General features: G+C 70.0%; 16 protein-coding genes and 1 pseudogene. 15 read left to right on the top strand and 2 right to left on the bottom strand.

Annotation, left to right across the window (positions count from 1 at the left end):
• The first annotated feature begins 3 nt into the window (after positions 1–3).
• Both GA0115254_RS31465 and GA0115254_RS31460 read left to right on the top strand, forming a co-directional pair.
• Complete coding sequence (locus GA0115254_RS31465) at positions 4–3,192, top strand: type I polyketide synthase (protein ID WP_093898666.1); 3,189 nt, start codon at positions 4–6, stop codon at positions 3,190–3,192.
• 64 nt (positions 3,193–3,256) lie between these two features.
• Entirely contained in the window at positions 3,257–4,825 is a 1,569-nt protein-coding gene (locus GA0115254_RS31460; protein WP_093898665.1) for a long-chain-fatty-acid--CoA ligase, read from the top strand.
• Between the two features lie 116 nt (positions 4,826–4,941).
• Here GA0115254_RS31460 and GA0115254_RS31455 read toward each other — a convergent pair whose 3' ends face one another.
• Positions 4,942–5,724: a thioesterase II family protein gene (locus GA0115254_RS31455; protein WP_093898664.1), complete on the bottom strand. Its 783-nt coding sequence runs from the start codon at positions 5,722–5,724 to the stop codon at positions 4,942–4,944.
• Between the two features lie 186 nt (positions 5,725–5,910).
• On the opposite strand from GA0115254_RS31455, the gene GA0115254_RS31450 reads away from it, so the two are divergent.
• A complete protein-coding gene (locus GA0115254_RS31450; RefSeq protein ID WP_256102871.1) occupies positions 5,911–7,356 on the top strand; it encodes an MFS transporter in 1,446 nt (481 codons plus the stop codon).
• 85 nt (positions 7,357–7,441) lie between these two features.
• On the opposite strand, the gene GA0115254_RS31445 is transcribed toward GA0115254_RS31450, so the two are convergent.
• Complete coding sequence (locus GA0115254_RS31445; protein ID WP_218105594.1) at positions 7,442–8,329, bottom strand: helix-turn-helix domain-containing protein; 888 nt, start codon at positions 8,327–8,329, stop codon at positions 7,442–7,444.
• A 592-nt stretch (positions 8,330–8,921) separates the two neighbouring features.
• Between GA0115254_RS31445 and GA0115254_RS31440 the strand changes: the two genes are divergently transcribed.
• The 12 genes and pseudogenes from GA0115254_RS31440 to GA0115254_RS31385 all read left to right on the top strand — a co-directional run bounded on the left by GA0115254_RS31440 (position 8,922) and on the right by GA0115254_RS31385 (position 20,196).
• Positions 8,922–10,412 (top strand): aldehyde dehydrogenase family protein, encoded by a 1,491-nt coding sequence (locus tag GA0115254_RS31440; RefSeq protein ID WP_370740973.1) that lies wholly within the window; start codon positions 8,922–8,924, stop codon positions 10,410–10,412.
• A complete protein-coding gene (locus GA0115254_RS31435) occupies positions 10,412–11,551 on the top strand; it encodes an acyl-CoA dehydrogenase family protein (RefSeq protein WP_093898663.1) in 1,140 nt (379 codons plus the stop codon). Before GA0115254_RS31440 ends, GA0115254_RS31435 begins: the two co-directional genes overlap by 1 nt.
• 17 nt (positions 11,552–11,568) lie before the next feature.
• On the top strand, positions 11,569–12,837 hold the full coding sequence (locus tag GA0115254_RS31430; protein ID WP_093898662.1) for an aspartate aminotransferase family protein: 1,269 nt from the start codon (positions 11,569–11,571) through the stop codon (positions 12,835–12,837).
• Positions 12,838–12,880: 43 nt separating this feature from the next.
• A complete protein-coding gene (locus GA0115254_RS31425) occupies positions 12,881–13,405 on the top strand; it encodes a type II toxin-antitoxin system RatA family toxin (RefSeq protein WP_093898661.1) in 525 nt (174 codons plus the stop codon).
• Entirely contained in the window at positions 13,405–13,908 is a 504-nt protein-coding gene (locus tag GA0115254_RS31420; RefSeq protein ID WP_093898660.1) for a hypothetical protein, read from the top strand. Before GA0115254_RS31425 ends, GA0115254_RS31420 begins: the two co-directional genes overlap by 1 nt.
• Positions 13,905–14,441 carry a flavin reductase family protein gene (locus GA0115254_RS31415; RefSeq protein WP_093898659.1) on the top strand — a complete coding sequence of 179 codons (537 nt, stop codon included), beginning with the start codon at positions 13,905–13,907 and terminating at the stop codon, positions 14,439–14,441. Before GA0115254_RS31420 ends, GA0115254_RS31415 begins: the two co-directional genes overlap by 4 nt.
• Entirely contained in the window at positions 14,438–15,394 is a 957-nt protein-coding gene (locus GA0115254_RS31410; protein ID WP_093898658.1) for a VlmB-like protein, read from the top strand. Before GA0115254_RS31415 ends, GA0115254_RS31410 begins: the two co-directional genes overlap by 4 nt.
• Positions 15,391–16,422, top strand: a complete 1,032-nt coding sequence (locus tag GA0115254_RS31405; RefSeq protein ID WP_093898657.1) for a beta-ketoacyl-ACP synthase III — start codon at positions 15,391–15,393, stop codon at positions 16,420–16,422. The genes GA0115254_RS31410 and GA0115254_RS31405 overlap by 4 nt, the downstream gene beginning before the upstream one ends.
• Positions 16,423–16,479: 57 nt before the next feature.
• Positions 16,480–16,719 (top strand): phosphopantetheine-binding protein, encoded by a 240-nt coding sequence (locus GA0115254_RS31400; RefSeq protein ID WP_093898656.1) that lies wholly within the window; start codon positions 16,480–16,482, stop codon positions 16,717–16,719.
• Positions 16,716–17,961 (top strand): annotated as a pseudogene (locus GA0115254_RS31395) (beta-ketoacyl synthase). Before GA0115254_RS31400 ends, GA0115254_RS31395 begins: the two are co-directional and overlap by 4 nt.
• A gap of 51 nt (positions 17,962–18,012) precedes the next feature.
• Complete coding sequence (locus GA0115254_RS31390) at positions 18,013–19,062, top strand: fatty acid desaturase family protein (protein WP_093898655.1); 1,050 nt, start codon at positions 18,013–18,015, stop codon at positions 19,060–19,062.
• Positions 19,063–19,401: 339 nt separating this feature from the next.
• Positions 19,402–20,196, top strand: coding sequence for an AfsR/SARP family transcriptional regulator (locus GA0115254_RS31385; protein ID WP_176740376.1), 795 nt, complete (start codon positions 19,402–19,404; stop codon positions 20,194–20,196).
• Positions 20,197–20,228 lie beyond the last annotated feature (32 nt).

Below are 20,228 nucleotides of genomic sequence, written 5' to 3'. Positions count from 1 at the left end.
GACATGGCAGATCCGGACGACGCGACCAGCGAAAGCGCCCTGAAGCAGGCTCACGAGGAACTGCGCAAGCAGCGCGAACTCCTGAAGGACCTGCTGCGGGAGAAGTACGAGCCGATCGCGATCGTGGGCGTCGGCCTGCGCTTTCCCGGCGGGAACAACTCCCTGGAGGAATTCACCGAGTTCCTGCGCGAGGGGCGCAGCGCCATCGGCCCGCTCCCGAAGGACCGCTGGGACGTCGAGGCATACGCCTCCGGTGAGGGCCGCGGCGTCATCCGGACCACGGGCGGCGGCTTCCTCGACGGCCTCGAACGGTTCGACCCCAAGTTCTTCAGGACGGCCCCGGCCGAGGCGCACTGTCTGGACCCGCAACAGCGGCTGGTGCTGGAGACGGCGTGGGAGTCCCTCGAACACGCGGGGATCGACCCGACCGCGCTGCGGCACGGAAACGGCGGCATCTACGTGGGCGCCAGCTCCCTCGACTACGTGATGGAGATGGACGAGCTTCCCGACGACGAGCTGGACGGCCGGATCGCGGCCGGGGTCTCGCACTCGGGCATCTGCGGCAGACTCTCGTACTTCCTCGGCTGGCGCGGGCCCTCCATCACCGTGGACACCGCCTGCTCCGCCTCCCTGGTCGCACTCCACCTCGCCGCCCAGGGACTGCGCCGCCGCGAGTGCGACATCGCCCTGGCCGGCGGGGTCAACGCCATCCACCACCCCCGGAGCACCGCGCTCTTCTCCGATCTGACCGCACTCTCGCCCGACGGCCTCTGCAAGACCTTCGACGACGCGGCCGACGGCTACGGCCGGGCCGAGGGCTGCGGCATGATCGTGCTGAAGCGGCTCTCGGACGCCCGGCGCGACGGCGACACCGTCCTGGCGCTCGTCCGGGGCAGCGCCGTCGGGCAGGACGGGGAGAGCGCCGGGCTCACCGTGCCCAACGGCGCGGCGCAGGAGACCCTGTTGCGGCGGGCGCTCAGCAGCGCCCGGCTGGAGCCCGGCGACATCCAGTACGTGGAGGCGCACGGCACCGGAACCCCTCTCGGGGACCCGATCGAGATCGGTGCGATCAGCGAGGTCTTCGCCGACTCGCACAGCAGGAACGATCCGTTGATCGTCGGCTCGTCCAAGACCAACCTCGGACACATGGAGCCGGCCGCGGGGATCGGCGGAGTCATCAAGGCCGTCGCCCAGCTGCGCAGCGGCGAGATCTTCCCGCACCTCAACTTCGAGAAGCCGTCGTCACGCATTCCCTGGGAGGTGTCCCCGGTCGAGATCCCGACGGAGACCCGCCCCTGGACGTCCGGCACCCGTCGCGCGATGGTCAACTCTTTCGGCTTCGCCGGAACTCTGGCCTCTGCGGTCCTCGAAGAGGCGCCCGCCGAGACGGACGCCCCCGCCCGGGAGCAGGTGGACCCGACCGGGGACGCGAACCGTGAGACGGACGGCCTGCCCGGGGATGCGAACCGTGAGACGGACGGGCGGCCCGCCGGCGCCGGCCGGGAGAGCGGTCATGTCTTCACACTGTCCGCGAAGTCGGCCCGCTCCCTCGCCCTGCAGATCGAGCGCTACCAGCGGCTGCTGGCCGACCGGCCCGACCTGCCCGTCGACGCCGTCTGCTACACCGGCAACACCGGGCGCGCCCACTTCGACCACCGGATCGCCGGAGTCGTCCGCGACCACGCGGGTCTCTCCGCGCTGCTCGCCGACCGGGCCGCCAGGCCCACGGCCGACAGGCCGGAGGCCGTACGCAAAGCGGTCTTCCTGTTCACCGGGCAGGGGGCGCAGCACCCGGGCATGGGCCTCGCCCTGTACGGCCGTCACCCGCTGTTCCGCCGGACCGTCGACGAGCTGGACGAGCTGTTCGCCCCTCATCTGGGCCGTTCCATCAGGGAGTTGATGTTCGGCCGAAGCGAGGACGCCGAGGAGCTGCATCGCACCCGGTACACCCAGCCCGCCCTGTTCGTCCTGGAGTACGCGCTGGCGCGGCTGTGGCTCTCCTGGGGCGTGCGGCCCTCCGCCGTCATCGGACACAGCATCGGCGAGGTGGTCGCGGCGACCGTCGCCGGACTCTTCACCGTGGGCGACGCGGTCCGGCTGGTGGCGATCCGGGCGCGGCTGATGGACTCGGTCACCGCGCCCGGCGGCATGGCGGCCGTCGGGGCCGACGCGGAGACGGCGACCGCCCTGGTGGAGCCGTACGAGGACCTCGCCGTCGCCGCGTACAACACACCCACGCAGTGCGTCGTCTCGGGAGGCGCCGCCTCGCTCGACGCGGCGATCGCCGAGCTGTCCGCCAAGAGCGTCCGGGTCAAGCGGCTGCCCGTCTCGCACGCCTTCCACTCGCCGTTGATGGACGCGGTCACCGAGGAGTTCCGGGCGGCCTTCGACGACATCGTCTTCCACGAGCCCGAGTTCACCCTGATCTCCAACCTCACGGGCCAGGTGGCCCGGTGGCGGGACATCTCCAAGCCCGACTACTGGGTCCGGCACATCGCCGAACCGGTGGACTTCGCGGCCGGGATGCGCACCGTGGCCCGGCGCGGCAGGCACGCGTACATCGAGATCGGGCCGTCCGCCACGCTGTCCTCGCTGGCCCGGGAGAACCTTGACGCCCCGGGCGACACCTGGCTGCCCAGCCTGCGTCCGGCCCAGCAGGACGACCTGGCGCTGCTGTCGTCGGTCGCCAAGCTGTACGCCGCCGGATACCCGGTGTCCTGGACCGGCTTCCACTCGGAGCGGCGGATGCGGCGGGTGGTGCTGCCGGGCTACGCCTTCGACCGCCAGGAGTACTGGCTCCGGTCGGCGAACCCGCGCCGCTTCTCGCCGAGGGCCGGAGCGGACGCCCGGCCGAGCACCGCACCGGAGGGCCCGTCGACCGGGCCCGTCGCCACCGCCCCGGCGGAGCTGGACACCGGACGGCTGCTCTCCATGGACCAGGGCGAACGGCTCGCCGCCCTCACCGGGCACATCCGCGCGCTGATGGCCGCCGAGCTCCAGTTCGACGACCCCGCGGAGATCGAGCCCGGCGCGCACTTCCTCGACCTGGGCCTCGACTCGCTGGCCGCCGCCCGGCTCAGCGGACAGCTGGGCACGGCTCTGGGCCGGCGGACCACGGTGTCCGAGGTCATGGACCACCCCAGCGCACGCTCCCTGGCCGAGTTCGCCGAGCAGCGGCTGACCTCGGACTGAACCCCGCGCCGCACCCGGCCGGGCAGCAACCTTCCGATCAGCCGGACCTGTTGATGGAGAGACCATGGACGAGGCCACGCCAGAGACACTCGCCGCCATCCCCGGACACCACGCCGCCGTCCGGCCCGATCATGTCGCCATGATCCACCTCGGCACCGAGGTGACGTACGCCGAACTCGACCGTGAGAGCAACCGTGCCGCGCACGCCCTGCTCGCCGCGGGGCTCGCTCCCGGCGACCGGGTCGCGTTCCTCGGCATGGAGTCGCAGTACTACTACGAGATCGCCTTCGCCTGCGCCAAGAGCGGCACCGTCCTGGTACCGGTCAACTGGCGGCTCACCGAGAGCGAGGTCGAGCACCAGCTGCGCGACTCCTGCGCCCGGCTGCTCTTCGTGGAGGAGGAGTACCGCGCCACCGCCGAGCAGATCGAGGCCGAGCTGCCGGAACTGAAATGCGTCGTCGGCATGGACACCGACGGGCGGCGCGGCGCGGGCTTCCTGGACTGGAAGTCCGCCTTCCCGGACTCTGGCACCGGCTATCGCCCCGATCCCGCCCAGCCCGTCGCCCAGATGTACACGAGCGGCACCACCGGGCTGCCGAAGGGCGTGGTCCTGCCCCACCGGAGCTTCTTCGCGCTGGGCCGCGCCATGGACGACAACGGCCTGGACTGGGTGGACTGGAAACCCGGCGACAGGAGCCTGATCGGGCTGCCGGGACTGCACATCGCCGGGCTGTCCTGGTCCATGCAGGGGTTCACCGCCGGCGTGACGAACGTGATCATGCGGATGTTCGTCGCGCAGGAAGCGGTCGCATTGATCAGGGACGTGGGCGTCACCACCACGTTCGTCGCCCCGGCCATGCTCCAGATGATGCTGGCCGAGCCCGCCGCGTCCAAGGAGACCTTCGCGACACTGCGCAAAGCGGTCTACGGCGGATCGCCGATCGCGGAGGAGTTGCTGGTCCGCTCCCTCGACGTGCTGGGGGCCGATCTGGTGCAGGCGTACGCCGCCACCGAGACGGGCAACGCGGTGGCCCTGCTGCCGATGCCCGACCACGTACCGGGAAGCCCCCGGCTGCGTGCCGCCGGGCGTGCGTGCCCGGGGGTGGAGATACGGATCGTCGCCGACGGCAAAACCTGTGCGGCGGGGGAGACCGGCGAGGTGTGGGTGCGGTCGGCCGCGGTCATGCTGGGCTACTGGAACCTCCCGGAGGCCACCGCGCGGACCCTGACGGACGGATGGCTGCGGATGGGCGACGCCGGATACCTCGACGAGGACGGCTACCTCTATCTCTGCGACCGGATCAAGGACACGATCATCGTCGCCGGGGAGAACGTCTACCCCGGCGAGGTGGAGGAGGCGCTGGGCAAGCACCCCGCGGTGGCCGAGGTGGCGGTCATCGGTGCCCCGCACCCTCGTTGGGGCGAGGCGGTGCATGCCTGCGTGGTGCTGAACGAGGGCACGCGGGCGACCCCGAGGGAACTGATGCTCTCGCTGAAGGGGCGGATCGCCGACTTCAAGATCCCCGTCCGGTACGACTTCCTGGACGGCCTGCCCCGCAACTCGACCGGCAAGGTGCTCCGCCGCGAACTGCGGGACCGGTTCTGGGCCGGGCGGGCCAGCAAGATCCACTGATGGCTGAGGCCGACGACGGTGCCGGTGCCGAAACCGGCACCGGAGCGGCATCGGCTGCCGCACCGGTCTCGGCGCCGGTACCGAGACCGGTACCGGCGCCGAGACCGGTACCGGTGTCAGCCCCGGCGCCGGCCCGCCGCGCCGCGCCGCAGCCGGCGCGCCAGATCCGCGGCCACCGCCATGGCCTGCTCGTAGATGTAGAAGTGGCCGCCCGGAAGCTCGTTGAGCCCCTGGAACGCGTCCGCCCGGTCCGCCCACGCGCCCATGGCGCCCCCGCCCAGGAGCGGGTCCGAGGCTCCGCCGTAGGCCACCACGGGGCAGTCGACCCGCGCACGGTCGTCCGTGTATCCGTTGACCACGGTGAAATCGGCGCGCAGCGTGGGGAGTACGAGGTCGAGCAGTTCGCGGTTCCCGGTGACCTCCGGCGGCAGACCCCCGAACTCCCCGACGCGGGCCAGGAATTCCTCGTCGGAGAGCTGTGCGACGGGCGCCGGGCTCGGCCGGTGCGCGCTCCCCTCCCACCCCGAGACCGCGAGCAGAGCGGGAGCGGGGGCACCGTCCTTCTGCAGGGCGAGGGTCAGCCGGTAGGCGATCAGCGCGCCCATGCTGTGCCCGAAGAACGCGAAGCGGCGTCCGTCGAGGTCGTCCTCCAGGGCCTCGTACACGGCCTCGACGAGTGTGTCCAGATCGGTGAACGCAGGGGTGGAGCGGCGGTTCTGCCGGCCGGGCAGTTGGACCGCGGCGACCTCCACGTCGTCGGGCAGCATCTGTGCCCAGCGGGCGTACGTCGCGGCCGACCCGCCCGCGTGGTGGAAGACGTACAGCCTGCACGCCGCGTCGGGCCGTGCCCGGCCGGTGTGGAACCAAGCGGCGCCGAGCCCCGCGTTCTCCTGGACCATCTGCCCCTCCCACGCTTGTGCCGCAATGGGCGGGGACCTTGCCGCGGCCCCGCCTCGCGTCCGTACCGCTCGACGCTAGGCAGCCGGCCGTGGCCCGGACAATTACCTGCCAGGTAATCGACGCCGTCGCCACCGTACGCGGAAGGTGAGCGGACTCGTACCGGTTCGAGCGCGGGGAGGAACGCTGTGACCGACGTCGACACCGCACCACCGAAACCTGGCCGGGCCGCTGCCGACCGGCCCGGCTCCCTGGCGCTGCCGGTGATCCTGGCCGGAATTTTCATGGTCGTCCTCGACTTCTTCATCGTGAACGTCGCGATTCCCGCGATGCAGAGCGAACTGGGCGCGAATACGGCTCAGGTCCAGCTGATCGTGGCCGGATACGGCCTGGCGTACGCCTGTGGCCTGATCACGGCGGGACGGCTGGGCGACATCTTCGGGCGGCGCCGTCTCTACGTCATCGGGCTGCTGCTGTTCACGGCGGCCTCGTTGGTGTGCGGGATCGCGCCGAACGCCCTGGTGCTGGTGCTCGCCAGGGTCGCCCAGGGCGTCGGGGCCGCAGTGCTCTCCCCGCAGGTGCTGACCATCCTCGGGGTCACCTACACCGGAGCCTCCCGTGTGCGGGCGTTCACGGCGTACGGCCTGGTCCTGGCGTCGGCTTCGGTCGGCGGCCAGCTGATAGGCGGGGCGCTGATCCAGGCCGATGTCGCCGGTCTGGGCTGGCGCAGCTGCTTCCTGATCAATGTGCCGATCGGGGCAGCCGCGCTGCTGCTGACCCCCAGGCTGATCACGGAGTCACGCGCGGAGGGGGCCAGCCGGCTCGACATCCCCGGGATGCTGCTGGTCACGCTGGGCCTGGTGGCCGTGGTGCTGCCGCTGGTCGAAGGGCGGGAGGCGGGCTGGCCGGCCTGGACCTGGGCGTGTCTGATCCTCGCTGTGCCGTTCCTCGGAGCCTTCGTACTGCATCAGCGACGGCTGTCGGCCAGGGGCGGCTCGCCCCTGCTGGATCCGGGACTCTTCCGTCAGCGCGCCTTCACCGTCGGACTGTTCGCAGTGATCGTCTTCTACTCGGGGATGGCCTCGTTCTTCCTCGTCCTCGCGCTGTATCTGCAGCAGGGACGCGGGCTGAGCGCGCTGGACTCCGGTCTCACCTTCACGATCATGGGAGCCGGATTCTTCGTCACGTCCGTGTTCGGGCGGAGGCTCGGGGCATGGCTGGGACGACAGGCGCTGGCCCTGGGCGGGGTACTGATCGCGGTCGGTCAGCTGCTGCTCTTCCTCACGGTGTCCCGCATCGGTGTCGAAGGCAACATCTGGCTGCTCGCCCCGGCCCTGCTGCTCGACGGGGCGGGGATGGGGATGGTGATGGCGCCGCTCAACTCGACGGTCCTGGCGGGCATTCCGCCCCGTCTGGCCGGTGCGGCCTCCGGGGTTCTGACCACGATGATGCAGGTGGGCAACGCGCTGGGTGTCGCACTGATCGGCATCATCTACTACGGCAGGGCCGACGCCGTCCCGGCGAGCGCGGCGGACGGGCTGGACGCCGGGCTGGTGTATCTGACCGCCCTCGCACTGCTGCTCGTTGTCGCCATCCAGCTGCTGCCGAAGAAGGCCACCGAGGAAGCCGCCTGAGCGCACGGTCACCGGGGAAGCCGCCTGAGTTCACGGCCACCGGGGAAGCCCCCGCTGAGCGCACCCGCAACAGCGGCGGGTGCGCTCAGCGGCCCGTCGGCAGCAGAGGAGAGCTCTCGGGCACAGCCGCGCGCAGGTGATCGTTCCAGTGGTGGGAGTGGAGCGTGCCGGCGGTGTGCCTGTCGGCGGGATAGAACGTCTCGATGGTCAGCTCGGCCAGCGTGATGTCGACGGGCGCCACAAAGGTGGTCACGGCACTGATGAATCTCAACTCGGTCCCCAGCGCGCGGATGTGCAGCGGAATCGCGATCTGGTGGGTGTCCGAGGTGTCCGGGGAGTTCGGCTCCGTGCCCAGCAGACCCGGTGGGTACCGGTAGGCGCGGACCTCCTCGTACAGGCAGCTGAGCCGCTCGTCATGGGTGAACGCGGCATCGCGCCGCAGCCGTGCTAGCAGATGCCGGCGCCACTCGGCGAAGTTGGTGATCGTGCGTGCCATGCCCTGCGGATGCAGCGAGAGCCGCACGACGTTGACGGGCGGCAGCAGCAGTTCATCGGCCACACCGTCCAGCAGCGCCATCGCCGACCGGTTGGCCCGGAACAGATCCGAGACGGTGTCGAAGACCAGGGCGGGGTACGGCTCATGCCCGGTGAGGAGCCGCTCGACGGCCTCGTTGGCCCGATTCATAGGTGACTCGCCGATCGGCGTCTCCTCGTAGGCCGGCGCGTAACCCGCGGCCATGATGAGGGAGTTGCGCTGGCGTACGGGCACGCCCAACTGGTCGCAGAGCCTCAGGAGCAGTTCGCGGCTCGGCCTGGCGCGCCCGGTCTCTATGAAGCTCAGATGACGGCTGGACGTCTCGGCCAGCAGGGCAAGTGCCAATTGGCTCAGATTCCGTCGATGGCGCCACTCCCGGATCATGGGGCCGATTCGATGGGGCTTCGTGTGTCCGCTGGGCATCGTGTGTCCGCGCATTTGCCCATCGTAGGCAGGTCGACTTCACCATTCCTGGCCCGGCCGTGAGCTGTAATAAAGTTTGGCCGGAATGATTCGCCCGCGGCCGTAGAGGTTGTTTATCGCCTTCCTGGCCTGTTGCTGACGCCCTCGTAAATAAACGGGAATCGGTGACAAGAATCCGTACTGCCGACCCAGCACCTGCGAAGCCGCGCTCCGTCCGGTTTCCGGATGGGTCAGTCCACTGTCAGGGCCGTATCAGTGCGCCCTGCCAGAATCGCCGACGTGCCGAGTCGCGCAGCTTCCGGCCACTTCCGTGTATCCGCAGCTTTTGTCTCCGCAGTGTCGAGCGCCCAGCACCTCGGAAGGAAGACATCGAATCGTGGAATCTCCCACCGGGACCTTCGGACAAGTCGCCATGAGTGGTTCGCGACCGGCCCGACCCGTGTTCCTCAGCTACGACTCGTATATCGCCGGACGTGAGGTGGCCGCAGAAAGACACGTCTACACGGTGAAGACGTCATCCATTCTTGATGATGTCTTCAGAAGCCTGACACTCAAACGAAAACTGGAACGTGGTAAAGCCGATCCCGCGGAAGCGACGGACTTTGTCGTGGGGCGCTGCGCACTGGCCGACGACCGTACGGTCGAGGAGGCATCCCGCAAAGCGGCCGAGGCGGCTCCGGCATGGGCACGGTTTCCGCTGGAACAGCGTCTCGGACTGGGCAGAGGAATCCGCGAACGGCTGCTGAGCCGCCACCTGGAGTTCGTCGATCTGCTCATCGCCGAAGGCAACCCGCGGGCACTCGCCGAATGGCAGGTGGCCGGACTGCTGGAGATCTTCAGCGAGGAGACCCTCGGCTGGTGCGCCCGGCAGATGGAGCAGAGCATCGAGCACGCCGGCCGGCGGATGACCGTACGGCGGGTCGCGGACGGCGTGGTCGCCGTCAACCCGCCGCAGAACGCGCCCGCCAGCAGCGCACTGTTCGGGATCACCCCGCTGATCGCCGGCAACGCCGTGGTCGTGCGGGCCCCGCGCAGCGCACCGCTCGGCGTCATGTACGCGATGCGTGAGCTGGTGGCACCCGCCCTCGACGACATCGGCGCTCCCCCCGGCACGCTCAACGTCTTCTGCTCCCGCCCCGGGCCGGCCATCAAGAGCTGGCTGCAGAGCCCGCACATCGACGACATCTTCTACACCGGAGGCGTGACCACCGGACTGGAGCTGGAGCGCGACTGTGTCGCGCACGGCAAGAAGCCCGTCCTCGAACTCGCCGGCAACGACGCCGTGCTGATCTGGCACGACGCCGATCTGGAGGCCGCCTGCGAGGCCCTCGTGGAATGCTTCTTCGGCTCGGGGCAGATCTGCATGGTGCCCAACCAGGTGATCGTGCACCCCGCCGTCGCCGAACAGCTGCTGGAACGGCTGCGGCTGACCGCATCACTGATCCGCCCGGGACTGCCCGAGGACCCCGGCGCGCTGCTCTCCCCCGTACTGCGCAGCGAGCGCTTCTACGCCTATGTCCAAGACGCCCTGGACAAGGGCGCCACCCTGGTGCACGGTGCCCGGCGGATGGAGACCGACGGTACGCCCTCCGACACGGGCCTCTTCCTGGAACCGACCGTCCTGCGGGTGGACGGCCTCGAAAACTGCCGCGACATCGAGGCGGTCGCCGAGGAGACGTTCTTCCCGCTGCTTCCGGTCATCGTGCCCGAGGCGGCCCCCGACGGCGAACTGCTGGACCGGATGCTCGCCTACGTCAACAGCAACCCCTACGGGCTCCGCAACTCGCTGTGGACCCGGGACGAGGCCGTCGCCGACCGCTTCGTGGACGAGGTGTCCAACGGCGGCCTGCTCAAGGTCAACGACTCGCACATCGGCTTCCTGCCCTATCTGCCGACGCACGGCGGCACCGGACGCACCGGCGGCGTCTTCGGCGAGGCCAACTATCCGATGCTGCGCACCACTCATCTGCAGGGCGTCTCCCGCGCCACCGGGGTACGGCCGCGCGAGGCGGTGTTCGGAGCGTACGCCGAGCTCGCCGGGCTGCGCCCGGGGCCACCGCCGACCGCGACGCCGGATCACAACTCTGAGGAGCAGTAATGCAGTTCATGCAAGCCGACCGTGAAACCTGTGAGGCGCTGCTGCCCGGCCTGCTGGACCGGCTGGACGAAGTCCCCTTCGCCGAGCTGGAGTCCGACAACAGCCCCGCCGTCGGGATCTTCCGGGACCACGGCGGATCCAACCTGCTGGTGCCCGCCGCGTTCGGAGGGGCGGACGCCACCGCGCTGCAGGCAGCCCGGGTGGTGCGCGCCCTGGGCGCCGCGGCCCCCTCCCTCTCCGTGGCGACCGCCATGCACCACTTCTCGATCGGCACGCTCTTCGGCGTCGCCGACACCTTCGCGGACGGCACCGACCTCGACGACCTGCTGCTGAAACGGGTCTCCCAGGAACGCCTGCTGGTGGCCTCGGCCTTCGCCGAAGGACGTACCGAACAAGGCATCCTCAGCCCCACCATGGAGGCCCGGCCGGTGGACGGCGGATATCTGCTGACCGGCTCCAAGAAGCCGTGCAGCCTGTCGAAGTCCATGGACCTGATCACCGCGAGCGTCGGGATGCGCCGGCCGGACGGCTCGGTCGACATGGGCTTCCTGATCCTGCCCGCCGACACCCCCGGCATCAGCGTGCACCCCTTCTGGAAGACCAGCGCACTGCTGGGCACCGAGAGCAACGAAGTCCGCCTGACCGATGTGTTCGTGACCGACCGCCAGATACTCCAGCCGCCGGCCGAGCTGGCCGAGGAGCTCAGCGAGCTCCAGGAGGTCGGACTGATCTGGTTCCAGATGATCGTGTGCGCCGCGTACACCGGCATGGCCAGCTCCCTGGTCGACCGGGTGCTCAAGCGCGGACGCGGCTCCGCCTCCGACCGCGGGGCCCTCGCCGTCGGCATCGAGACCGCGGCCGCGCTCACCGAGGGACTGGCCCGGCGCGTCATGGACGGCGACACCGACAACGACGGGCTCGCGGCCGCACTGGTCACCCGGTTCGGCGTGCAGAAGCTGATCGCCGAGACCACCGCACAGGCCGTGGAGATGCTCGGCGGCATGGCCTTCATCTCCTCCTCCGACATCGCGTACCTCGCCGCGGCGACCCACGCGATCGCCTTCCACCCGCCGTCGCGCACCAGCACCGTCGACGGCCTGCTCGACTACTACGCGGGCCAGCCGCTGGTTGTGGCATGACACCGGGAGCGTCCACGATGACCACCACCTACACCGGCACCGCGCCGGCCCCCGCCGAGGACCCGTACGCCGACCTCGTCACCCGCTACCGCCGCTGCCTGAGCAAGGGCCGCGCCTCTCTCGGCGAGATGTTCGGCGGCGATGTGGAGGTCGCCGCCGAGGGCCCCTGGATCCACACCGCGTCCGGAAGCCGCATCCTCAACTGCGGCGGATACGGGGTCTTCCTGATGGGCGCCCGGCACCCCCGGGTCGTCGCCGAGGTGACCCGGCAGCTCAACACCAATCCGGTCGCCACCCGGCTGCTCCTCGAACCCGCCGTCGTCGAAGCGGCCGAGGCGCTGATCGACGTCGTCCCCACCGGGCTGCAGAAGGTGCACTTCGCGGGCTCCGGAGCGGAGGCCGTGGAAGGTGCCATCAAGCTGGCACGCGCCCAGGGCCGCAGACGGCTGATCTCCATGGACCTCGGCTACCACGGCAAGACCATGGGCGCCCTCAGCCTCACCGCGAAGGATGTCTTCCAGCAGCCGTTCCGGCCGCTGCTGCCCCAGGTCTCGCATGTGCCGTACGGCGACGCGGCCGCCCTGGAGACCGAGCTGGCACGCCACCCGGGAGAGGGCTGCGTCATCGTCGAGCCGGTGCAGGGCGAGGCCGGTGTGATCGTGCCGCCCGAGGGCTATCTGCGGGACGTCGCACGGCTGTGCCGTGAGTACGGGGCGCTCTTCGTGCTCGACGAGATCCAGACCGGACTCGGCCGCCTCGGCACCTGGTGGGGTGCCGACCGGGAGGGTGTGGTGCCGGACATCCTTCTGGTGGGCAAGGGGCTGGCCGGCGGCGTGGTGCCGGTCTCGGCCCTGGTGGCGACCCCCGAGGCGTTCCGGCCCTTCGACAAGGATCCGTTCATCCACACCTCGACCTTCTCCGGCAACCCGCTGGCGATGGCCGCGGCCCGCGGTGCGCTCGCCGCCATCAAGGAGGACTCCCTGGTGGAACGGTCCGACGAGCTGGGGCGGCTGCTGCTGACCGAGCTGCACCGGATCGCCCGCGAGGTACTCGGCCACCGGCTGCTGGAGGTACGCGGAGCGGGCCTGCTCATCGGCCTGGAGTTCACCGTGCCGGGACTGGCGGGGGACCTGCTCCTGGAGCTGATCGGCGCCGGTGTCCTCGCCAACCACTCGCTGAACTCCTCCACCGTCATGCGGCTGACGCCACCGGCGGTGCTCGGCCAGGACGACGTGCAGTTCCTTCTCGACGCGTTCGAGAAGGCCGCCCACGCCGTCATCGCCTGACCCTCCGGACCGCTCTACCCCCGACAACTGGAGCTGCATCACCGTGAGAAGCATTCACCTCCGGGTGGCCCTGGACACCGAGAACTCCTCGGCGGCCTTCGGGACCATCGCGGACTTCACCCGCTTCGCGGACATCGCGGAGGACATCCACGTCGTCGAAACCCATCCGCCCGCCGCCCCGGACACTGCGCGCGACAGCGACTGGGAGGTGAACTTCCGGCGCGGCATCATGCGCTGGAACGAGGCGGAGACCCTCGACCCGGAGAACCTGAGGATCGAATTCGACCAGACCGACGGCGACTTCGAGGAGTTCCGGGGCAGCTGGCAGCTGACCTCGGCCGGCTCCGGTACCGAGGTCCGCTTCGAGGTCACCTACGACTTCGGCATCGAGAGCCTCGTGGGAATCATGGACCCCATCGCCGAACGCGTCATCAAACGGGCCATCTGCGCCGTGCTCGAAGGGCTTTTCGGCTCCATCACGGTGCTGGAGGGCGGCGAGGCGCTCACCGATCTGCCCGGCCCCGCCCCGGAAGCGGCCCCCTCGCTCTCCGCCCGAGGAGGTGCCTGATGGATGCGCTCAACCGCTTCGACACCAAGACCACCTACCGGCTGGTCAGGCTCGAATACCTCTTCGCCCTCGGCGTCAGCTTCTACTTCTTCTTCCGGCACCTGGGCGACATCCGCTGGTGGCCCTTCGCCCTGCTCTTCGTCTACATCGACCTGATCGGCTACATCCCCGGCGCCATCGCCTACCACCGCAGCAGGAGCAAGCGGATTCCGAAGGCGTACTACGTGCTGTACAACACCATGCACAGCATGGCGACCCAGGGCGCCGTCGCCCTGCTGTGGATCCTGCTGATCGGCAACGAGTGGGCGCTGCTCGCCCTCCCCATCCATCTGTGCGGGGACCGGGCCCTGTTCGGCAACTTCCTGAAACCGTTCGGCGTCAGCTTCGAGCCCGTCGTCCATCCGCAGTTCGCCGCACTGGAAGCGGCCGTGGAGCAGGGATCCGGCCGGGCCCCGGCCCCCGTTCCCGCCCCGGCCCCCGCCCGTCAGTCCGCCACCTCATGACCTCGCCGATCGGCACGGCACACCGGCCGGTCGTCGAGACCACGGTGTGGAGCGCCGCCCGGAGGTTCCCCACCGGGGTGTCGGTGGTCACGGTGGGCAGCGGCGATTCGGTGCACGGCAGCACCGTCAGCGCGTTCTCCTTCGTCTCCCACGAACCGCCGATGGTCTCCATCTGTCTGCAGAACGACAGCTCACTGCTCCCTCGCATCACGCAGCACCGTGCCTTCACCGTCAATGTGCTCGCCGCCCACCAGTCCGCGCTGGCCCGGCACTTCGCCAGCCGCTCCAGAAGCCCCGGGCGGGCCCAGTTCCAAGGGGTGCAGTGGACACCGGGCGAGGACGGCGTGCCCCGGCTGCGCTCCACCCTCAGCTGGCTGCACTGCCGGGTGCACGAATGCGTCCCGGCCGGGGACCACGCGGTCGTGCTGGCCACCGTGACGGCCTGCGCGGCCGAGAGCGGCATGGCTCCCCTGCTGTATTTCGCCGGGCATCTTCACCCCGGTCACATCCGGATCGAGGAGGAAACCACATGACCACGCCGATTCCCGCCGAGGCGGACTGGGACCAGGCCCCCGGACTGCTCGAAGGCGCCATGGACCTGGAGCTCACCGCGGCGGACTGCAACCTCCGCTACTGGCTGCAGGCCGTACCGCAGGGCACCCTGCGCGGACGCCCGGACGGACACGACCCCGCCCTCACCGTGGGCCCGCACATGCTGGAGGGGCCGTTCTTCGAGGCCATCACGCAGGAGTACGCCTTCCGTGCGCTGGCCGAGGAGAAGGCCACCCGGGTGCTGTCGTACCTGGTCCCGATCGCACCGGACAACGACACCATGGAGTTCTACGCGACCCAGGTGCTGGACGAATGCCGGCACGCCATGGTCTTCCGCAACCACCTGCTGGCCCTCGGTATCGCCCCCGAGCGGCTGGTCGAGGCGGTCGACACCTTCGCCGCCCCGTACAAGAAGAGCGTGCTGGGGCCGCTGGAGCAGCGCAGCCTGGAAATCATGCGCGACGACCGTGACTTCATCGGCGGCGTGGTGATGATGACCATCATCCTGGAGGGCGCCCTCGCACCCGCCGCCGAACTGAGCGAGCGCAAGTGGCGGCCGCTCGACCCGGCGGCCGCGGAGATCGACAAGGGCGCGGGCATCGACGAGATCCGCCATCTGACGGTCGGGGCGGACATCGCGCGCCGCCACCTGATCGACCACCCGCAGGACAAGGACCGGGTCGTGGAAATGATCCGCCGGGGCATGGACATGTGGGAGGAGCTCCCCACCCACGACATGGTGCACTGGCGCGAGGAGCGGTTCCAGGAGGGGCTGCGCCGCCACGGCGACCTGGTGGGCGACTACGAGATCTGGCCGGGCCGGCGGCTGATCGACACCACCCCGCAGGAGCGCCAGGACACCGCCGACAAGTGGTCCGACGACATGAAGGCCACGCGTCTGAAGTACATGGGGCTGGAAGAGGCCCTCATATGACGGGCCCGGCCGGGGCCGGGCGGCCGAACGGACCGGCGGCGGTGCTGTGCGGGCTCGGCGGCTGGCTGCCGCCCCGGGTGGTGACCAACGAAGAGCTCGTCACCCGGCTGGACACCTCGGACGAGTGGATCCGTACCCGTACCGGCATCCGGCAGCGGCACGTGATCGAGCCCGGTATGTCCACCGGTTCGCTGGCCGTCGAGGCCGGAGCCAGAGCCCTGAAGTCGGCGCAGCAGGACTCCGTCGGAGCAGTGGTCCTCGCCACCACCACCCCGGACCGCCCCTGCCCGGCGACCGCTCCCGAGGTGGCCGCGCGGCTCGGCCTGGCCGGGGTGCCGGCCTTCGACGTCGGGGCCGTCTGCGCAGGATTCGTCTACGCACTGGCGATCGGCGCCGGACTGATCGCCTCGGGCACGGCGGACGACGTCCTGGTGATCGGCGCGGACACCTACTCGACGCTGCTCGATCCCGAGGACCGCACCACCGGCCCGATCTTCGGGGACGGTGCCGGAGCCGTCGTACTGCGCCGCGGCGCCCCGGACGAGCCCGGAGCGCTCGGCGGATTCGACCTGGGAACCGACGGCCACCTCTGCGACCTGATCGAGATCCCGGCCGGGGGCTCGCGCCAGCGGGGCAGCGGCGTACCGGCCGGGCCCCGTGACCACTACTTCGCCATGCAGGGCAAGCAGGTGTTCCGGCACGCCGTGCTGCGGATGACCGGCTCCGTGCAGAAGGCCGCCGGACAGGCCGGCTGGACCGTACGGGACATCGACCGGCTCGCCGCCCACCAGGCCAACTCCCGCATCCTGGACGCCCTCGCCGAACAGCTCGGGCTGCCGCAGGAACGGGCCCTGACCAACATCGACCGGGTCGGCAACACCGCGGCGGCGTCCGTCCCGCTGCTGCTTGCCGACGCCGTCGCCGACGGCTCCCTGCGCGCCGGCCACTCGGTGGTGCTCACCTCCTTCGGAGGCGGCCTCGCCTGGGGCTCCACCACGCTGCGCTGGCCGCAACTGGACGCCGTCTGACCGCACGACCACACCCGTCCCGCCACACCCTGTGCGTACACCCTTGAGGAGACAGACATGCCCAGCGTTCTCGACCGGATCACCGAGGTCCTCGTCAGCCGGTTCGGAGTCGAGCCGGAGGAGGTGACCGAGGACACCACGATGCGCGATCTCGACCTGGACTCCCTGGCCCTGGTCGAATTCGCCCTGGTCGCCGGTGGTGAGTTCCACATCCAGATCGACGACGAGGAGGTCGGCGCGGAATCGTCGGTCAAGGACCTGATCGCCCTGATCGACAGCAAGAGCGCGGTGCTGTGAGCCCCGGCCGCGACGACGCCGGGGCCCGTGACATCGCGGTCACCGGTCTCGGCCTGCTGACCCCGGCGGGCAACGGGGTGGCGGAGAACTGGGCGCGGGTCCTGGAAGCCGAACCGGCCGCGGCCACCGACCCCGCGCTGGCAGGGCTGCTGGTCGACTTCAGCTGCCGCGCCGCGGACTTCGACCCGGTGGCCCACTTCGGCAGGCGACGGGCCTGGCGGCTCGACCGCTATGTGCAACTGGCCCTGATCGCCGCGGCGGAGGCCGTCCACGACAGCGGGCTCGACCCCGCCGGCTGGGACGGAGCCCGGGTCGGCGTGGTCCTGGGCAACGCCCTCGGCGGGACCGCCACGTTCGAGCAGCAGGTCCGCACCCTCGACCGGCAGGGGGCGGCGGCCGTCTCACCGATGCTGGTGCCGATGTCCGCGGTCAACATGGTGTCCGGTTACGCGGCCATGGAGTTCGGCGCCCTCGGCCCCAACCTCGTCACCGCCACGGCGTGCGCCTCGGCCGCCACCGCCATCGGCACCGCACGGGACCTGCTGCGGTCCGGTACCTGCGACGTGGTGATCACGGGAGGCACCGAGGCGAGCCTGACCCCGGCGGTGCTGTCCGGCTTCGCCCGGATGGGAGCACTCTCCCGGCGGTGCGACGATCCGGCCGCGGCCTCCCGCCCGTTCGACACCGGCCGGGACGGGTTCGTGGCGGCGGAGGGCGCGGGGGGTGCTGGTCCTTGAGCGGGCGGCCGACGCCCGCGCCCGCGGCGCCCGGGTACGGGCCCGGCTGAGCGGATACGGGGCATCGGCCGATGCCCATCACGCCACCGCTCCCGACCCGGAGGGGCGGGGTGCCGAACGTGCGATCCGCACAGCGCTGCGCGACGCGGGCGTGGCCCCCGACGAGGTCGACCACGTGAACGCGCACGGCACCTCGACCCCGCTCAACGACCTCACCGAGGCCCGGGTGCTGAAACGGGTGCTCGGCACGCGTCCCGTGGTGACGTCGTCCAAGGGCGTGACCGGGCACTCGCTCGGCGCCGCAGGAGCCATCGAAGCGGCACTCACCGTCCTCGCGCTGGAGCAGGGGATCGTGCCGCCCACCGCGAACCTCGACAGCGTCGACCCTGCCATCGAGGTCGACATCGTGGCGAAGGCGCCCCGGGCCCTGCCGATCGGAGTCGCCCTGAGCAACTCCTTCGGATTCGGGGGGCAGAACGCCGTACTCGTGTTCACCGCGGCCTGACCACGGCGCCATCCGGCCCGGCAATTCGGCCCGACATGAAGGAGAACGCTCATGCCCGCCCGACAGGACTCTCTGACCATCTCGCCGACAGGCTCCTTCGAGGAGCTGTCCGAACTGGTCAAGCAGGCCGGGCTGATGGATTCCCGGAAGGACTACTTCACCTTCAAGATAATCTCCAACCTCGTTCTTTTCGGGGCCTGCTGGGCAGCCCTGTTCTGGTTCGGGGACACCTGGTGGCAGCTGGTGACCGCGGTCGCTCTGGGGCTGGCCTTCGTCCAGACGGGCTTCATCGCGCACGACACGGGCCACAAGCAGATCAGCAAGGCCAAGGTGCCGTCCGAGGTGCTGGGTGCCATCCACATGAACCTGCTGATGGGCACCGCGTACGGCTGGTGGATCAACCACCACAACCGGCACCACAGCAACCCCAACAACCTCGACCGCGACCCGGACACGATGCGCCGTCAGGTCATCTTCGACGTGGACGAGATGCCGGCGAAGGCGACGAGCGGCTTCCGAAGGTTCGTCATCCGCTTCCAGTCGGTGATGTTCTTCGTGCTGCTGGGGCAGGAGGCCTGGCGGCTGCACGCGTCCGGCTTCAAGGCGGCGCGGGCGGGCGGGCTGCGCCGCCCCGTCCTGGAACTCGGGCTGATCGGGGTGCACGCCGTGGTCTGTCTGGCAGCCGTGTTCACCGTGCTGTCACCGCTGACCGGTGTGGTGTTCGTGCTCGTCAACCAGGCGGTGTTCGGCCTGTATCTGGGTGCCGTCTTCGCCCCGAACCACAAGGGCATGGTGGTCTACCGCAGCGATGTCCAGCTGGACTGGCTCCACCGTCAGGTACTGACGTCACGCAACATCCGGTCCAGCCGGCTGACCGATTTCCTGTACGGCGGGCTGAACTACCAGATCGAGCATCATCTCTTCCCCGCCATGCCCCGGGTCAATCTGCGGTACGTACGGCCGATGGTCATCGACTACTGCGCGGAGCACGCCATCCCGTACCGGGAGGTGTCCGCCTGGGCTTCGTACCGCGAGGTGGCACGCTTCCTCGGGAAGGTCAGTGACGAGGCCCGCAACGGCGCGGAACCGCAGGCTGCGTGAGTGTCGCGGCCGGGTCCGCCGGTGCCGGATCCGGCGGCGTCGCGCGGCATCGGGTGCCGCTGGGCCCGCGTGCCGGATGGTACGTGGGCCCTCAGTCGCACGGCCGGTGCCCAGGCATTCTTGGTTATTTTTTTGCGTTCTCCGCCGAGAATGGGTTTATCACGCTCCCCGGCGAGTCGTCAATTACTGGACGGGTAATGGACTTTGCCAATTGCTGTACTGCACAGTTGGCTGAGCGAGGGGCGTGCTCAATAAATGTTCAACGAGTTACGGCCCTTCCCGACGGTCAACGGATGATTGGACTCGGGGGGATTCGTGACATTCAGGGTTCTTGGCTCAGTGGGAATAATAAACGGAACCGGTCTGACCGCTTTACGGGGTGCGCGTCAGTGCACGCTGCTCGCGCTGTTGCTCCTGAAGGCGGGGGAGCCGGTGACCAAGGAGCAGTTCTTCGAGGAGCTGTGGGAGGAGGGAATACCGAGTCAGCCCGGAAACGCCTTGCAGGCCCAAGTGGCCCGGCTGCGAAAAGTGCTCCGCGCCGAGCTCGGTGACGAGTTCGTCGGCCGGCGGCTGATCACCCGCCCGTCGAGCTATGTGCTGGACGTCGACCCGCTCGAAGTGGACGTGCACCTCTTCGGGTCCCTGACGAAGCAGGCGCGCGCTTCCATGCGCAACGATCCGGTGGGCGCGAGGGAGCTGTTCGACCGGGCCCTGTCGCTCTGGCACGGCGCGCCGCTGGAGGGGGTCACGGGCGGCCCGATCTGCCAGAGTGCCGCCGCGCAGTTCGAGGAGAACCGGCTCTCGGCCGTGGAGGCGCGGATACAGCTCGATATCGCGATCGACGGATACGCCCAGGCCGTCAGCGAGTTGAAGATGCTCGCCTACCTCGCCCCCTGGCGGGAGCGGCTGTTCGAGCTGCTGATGGTGTGCCTCTACCGCCTCGGTCGTCAGGCCGAGGCCATACAGACCTACAACCAGCTGCGCAGCCGTCTGGTCGAGGAGTTCGGGATGGAACCCTCGCCGAGCGTCAAGAGCTGCATGATGGCGATCCTCAACCAGGACCCGGCGCTCGGCGGCGCCGAACGGCTCGTGGTGGCACGTACCCCGCTGGCCGGTTCCGCGGTCGCGTCCTGACCCGCAGTCCCGGCGCACCGCTCCCCGCCCAC

This window comes from Streptomyces sp. Ncost-T10-10d (genome assembly GCF_900091955.1).
GTDB lineage: Bacteria > Actinomycetota > Actinomycetes > Streptomycetales > Streptomycetaceae > Streptomyces.
Note: the sequence above shows the minus strand (reverse complement) of the source record. Positions and strands in the feature narration are given on the sequence as shown.

What these genes read in the sequence shown, in the direction of transcription:
- GA0115254_RS31465 (WP_093898666.1), top strand. Translation starts at nt 4, where the DNA reads ATGGCAGATCCGGACGACGCGACCAGCGAAAGCGCCCTGAAGCAGGCT.
- GA0115254_RS31460 (WP_093898665.1), top strand. Translation starts at nt 3,257, where the DNA reads ATGGACGAGGCCACGCCAGAGACACTCGCCGCCATCCCCGGACACCAC.
- GA0115254_RS31455 (WP_093898664.1), bottom strand. Translation starts at nt 5,724, where the DNA reads ATGGTCCAGGAGAACGCGGGGCTCGGCGCCGCTTGGTTCCACACCGGC.
- GA0115254_RS31445 (WP_218105594.1), bottom strand. Translation starts at nt 8,329, where the DNA reads ATGCGCGGACACACGATGCCCAGCGGACACACGAAGCCCCATCGAATC.
- GA0115254_RS31435 (WP_093898663.1), top strand. Translation starts at nt 10,412, where the DNA reads ATGCAGTTCATGCAAGCCGACCGTGAAACCTGTGAGGCGCTGCTGCCC.
- GA0115254_RS31430 (WP_093898662.1), top strand. Translation starts at nt 11,569, where the DNA reads ATGACCACCACCTACACCGGCACCGCGCCGGCCCCCGCCGAGGACCCG.
- GA0115254_RS31420 (WP_093898660.1), top strand. Translation starts at nt 13,405, where the DNA reads ATGGATGCGCTCAACCGCTTCGACACCAAGACCACCTACCGGCTGGTC.
- GA0115254_RS31415 (WP_093898659.1), top strand. Translation starts at nt 13,905, where the DNA reads ATGACCTCGCCGATCGGCACGGCACACCGGCCGGTCGTCGAGACCACG.
- GA0115254_RS31410 (WP_093898658.1), top strand. Translation starts at nt 14,438, where the DNA reads ATGACCACGCCGATTCCCGCCGAGGCGGACTGGGACCAGGCCCCCGGA.
- GA0115254_RS31405 (WP_093898657.1), top strand. Translation starts at nt 15,391, where the DNA reads ATGACGGGCCCGGCCGGGGCCGGGCGGCCGAACGGACCGGCGGCGGTG.
- GA0115254_RS31400 (WP_093898656.1), top strand. Translation starts at nt 16,480, where the DNA reads ATGCCCAGCGTTCTCGACCGGATCACCGAGGTCCTCGTCAGCCGGTTC.
- GA0115254_RS31390 (WP_093898655.1), top strand. Translation starts at nt 18,013, where the DNA reads ATGCCCGCCCGACAGGACTCTCTGACCATCTCGCCGACAGGCTCCTTC.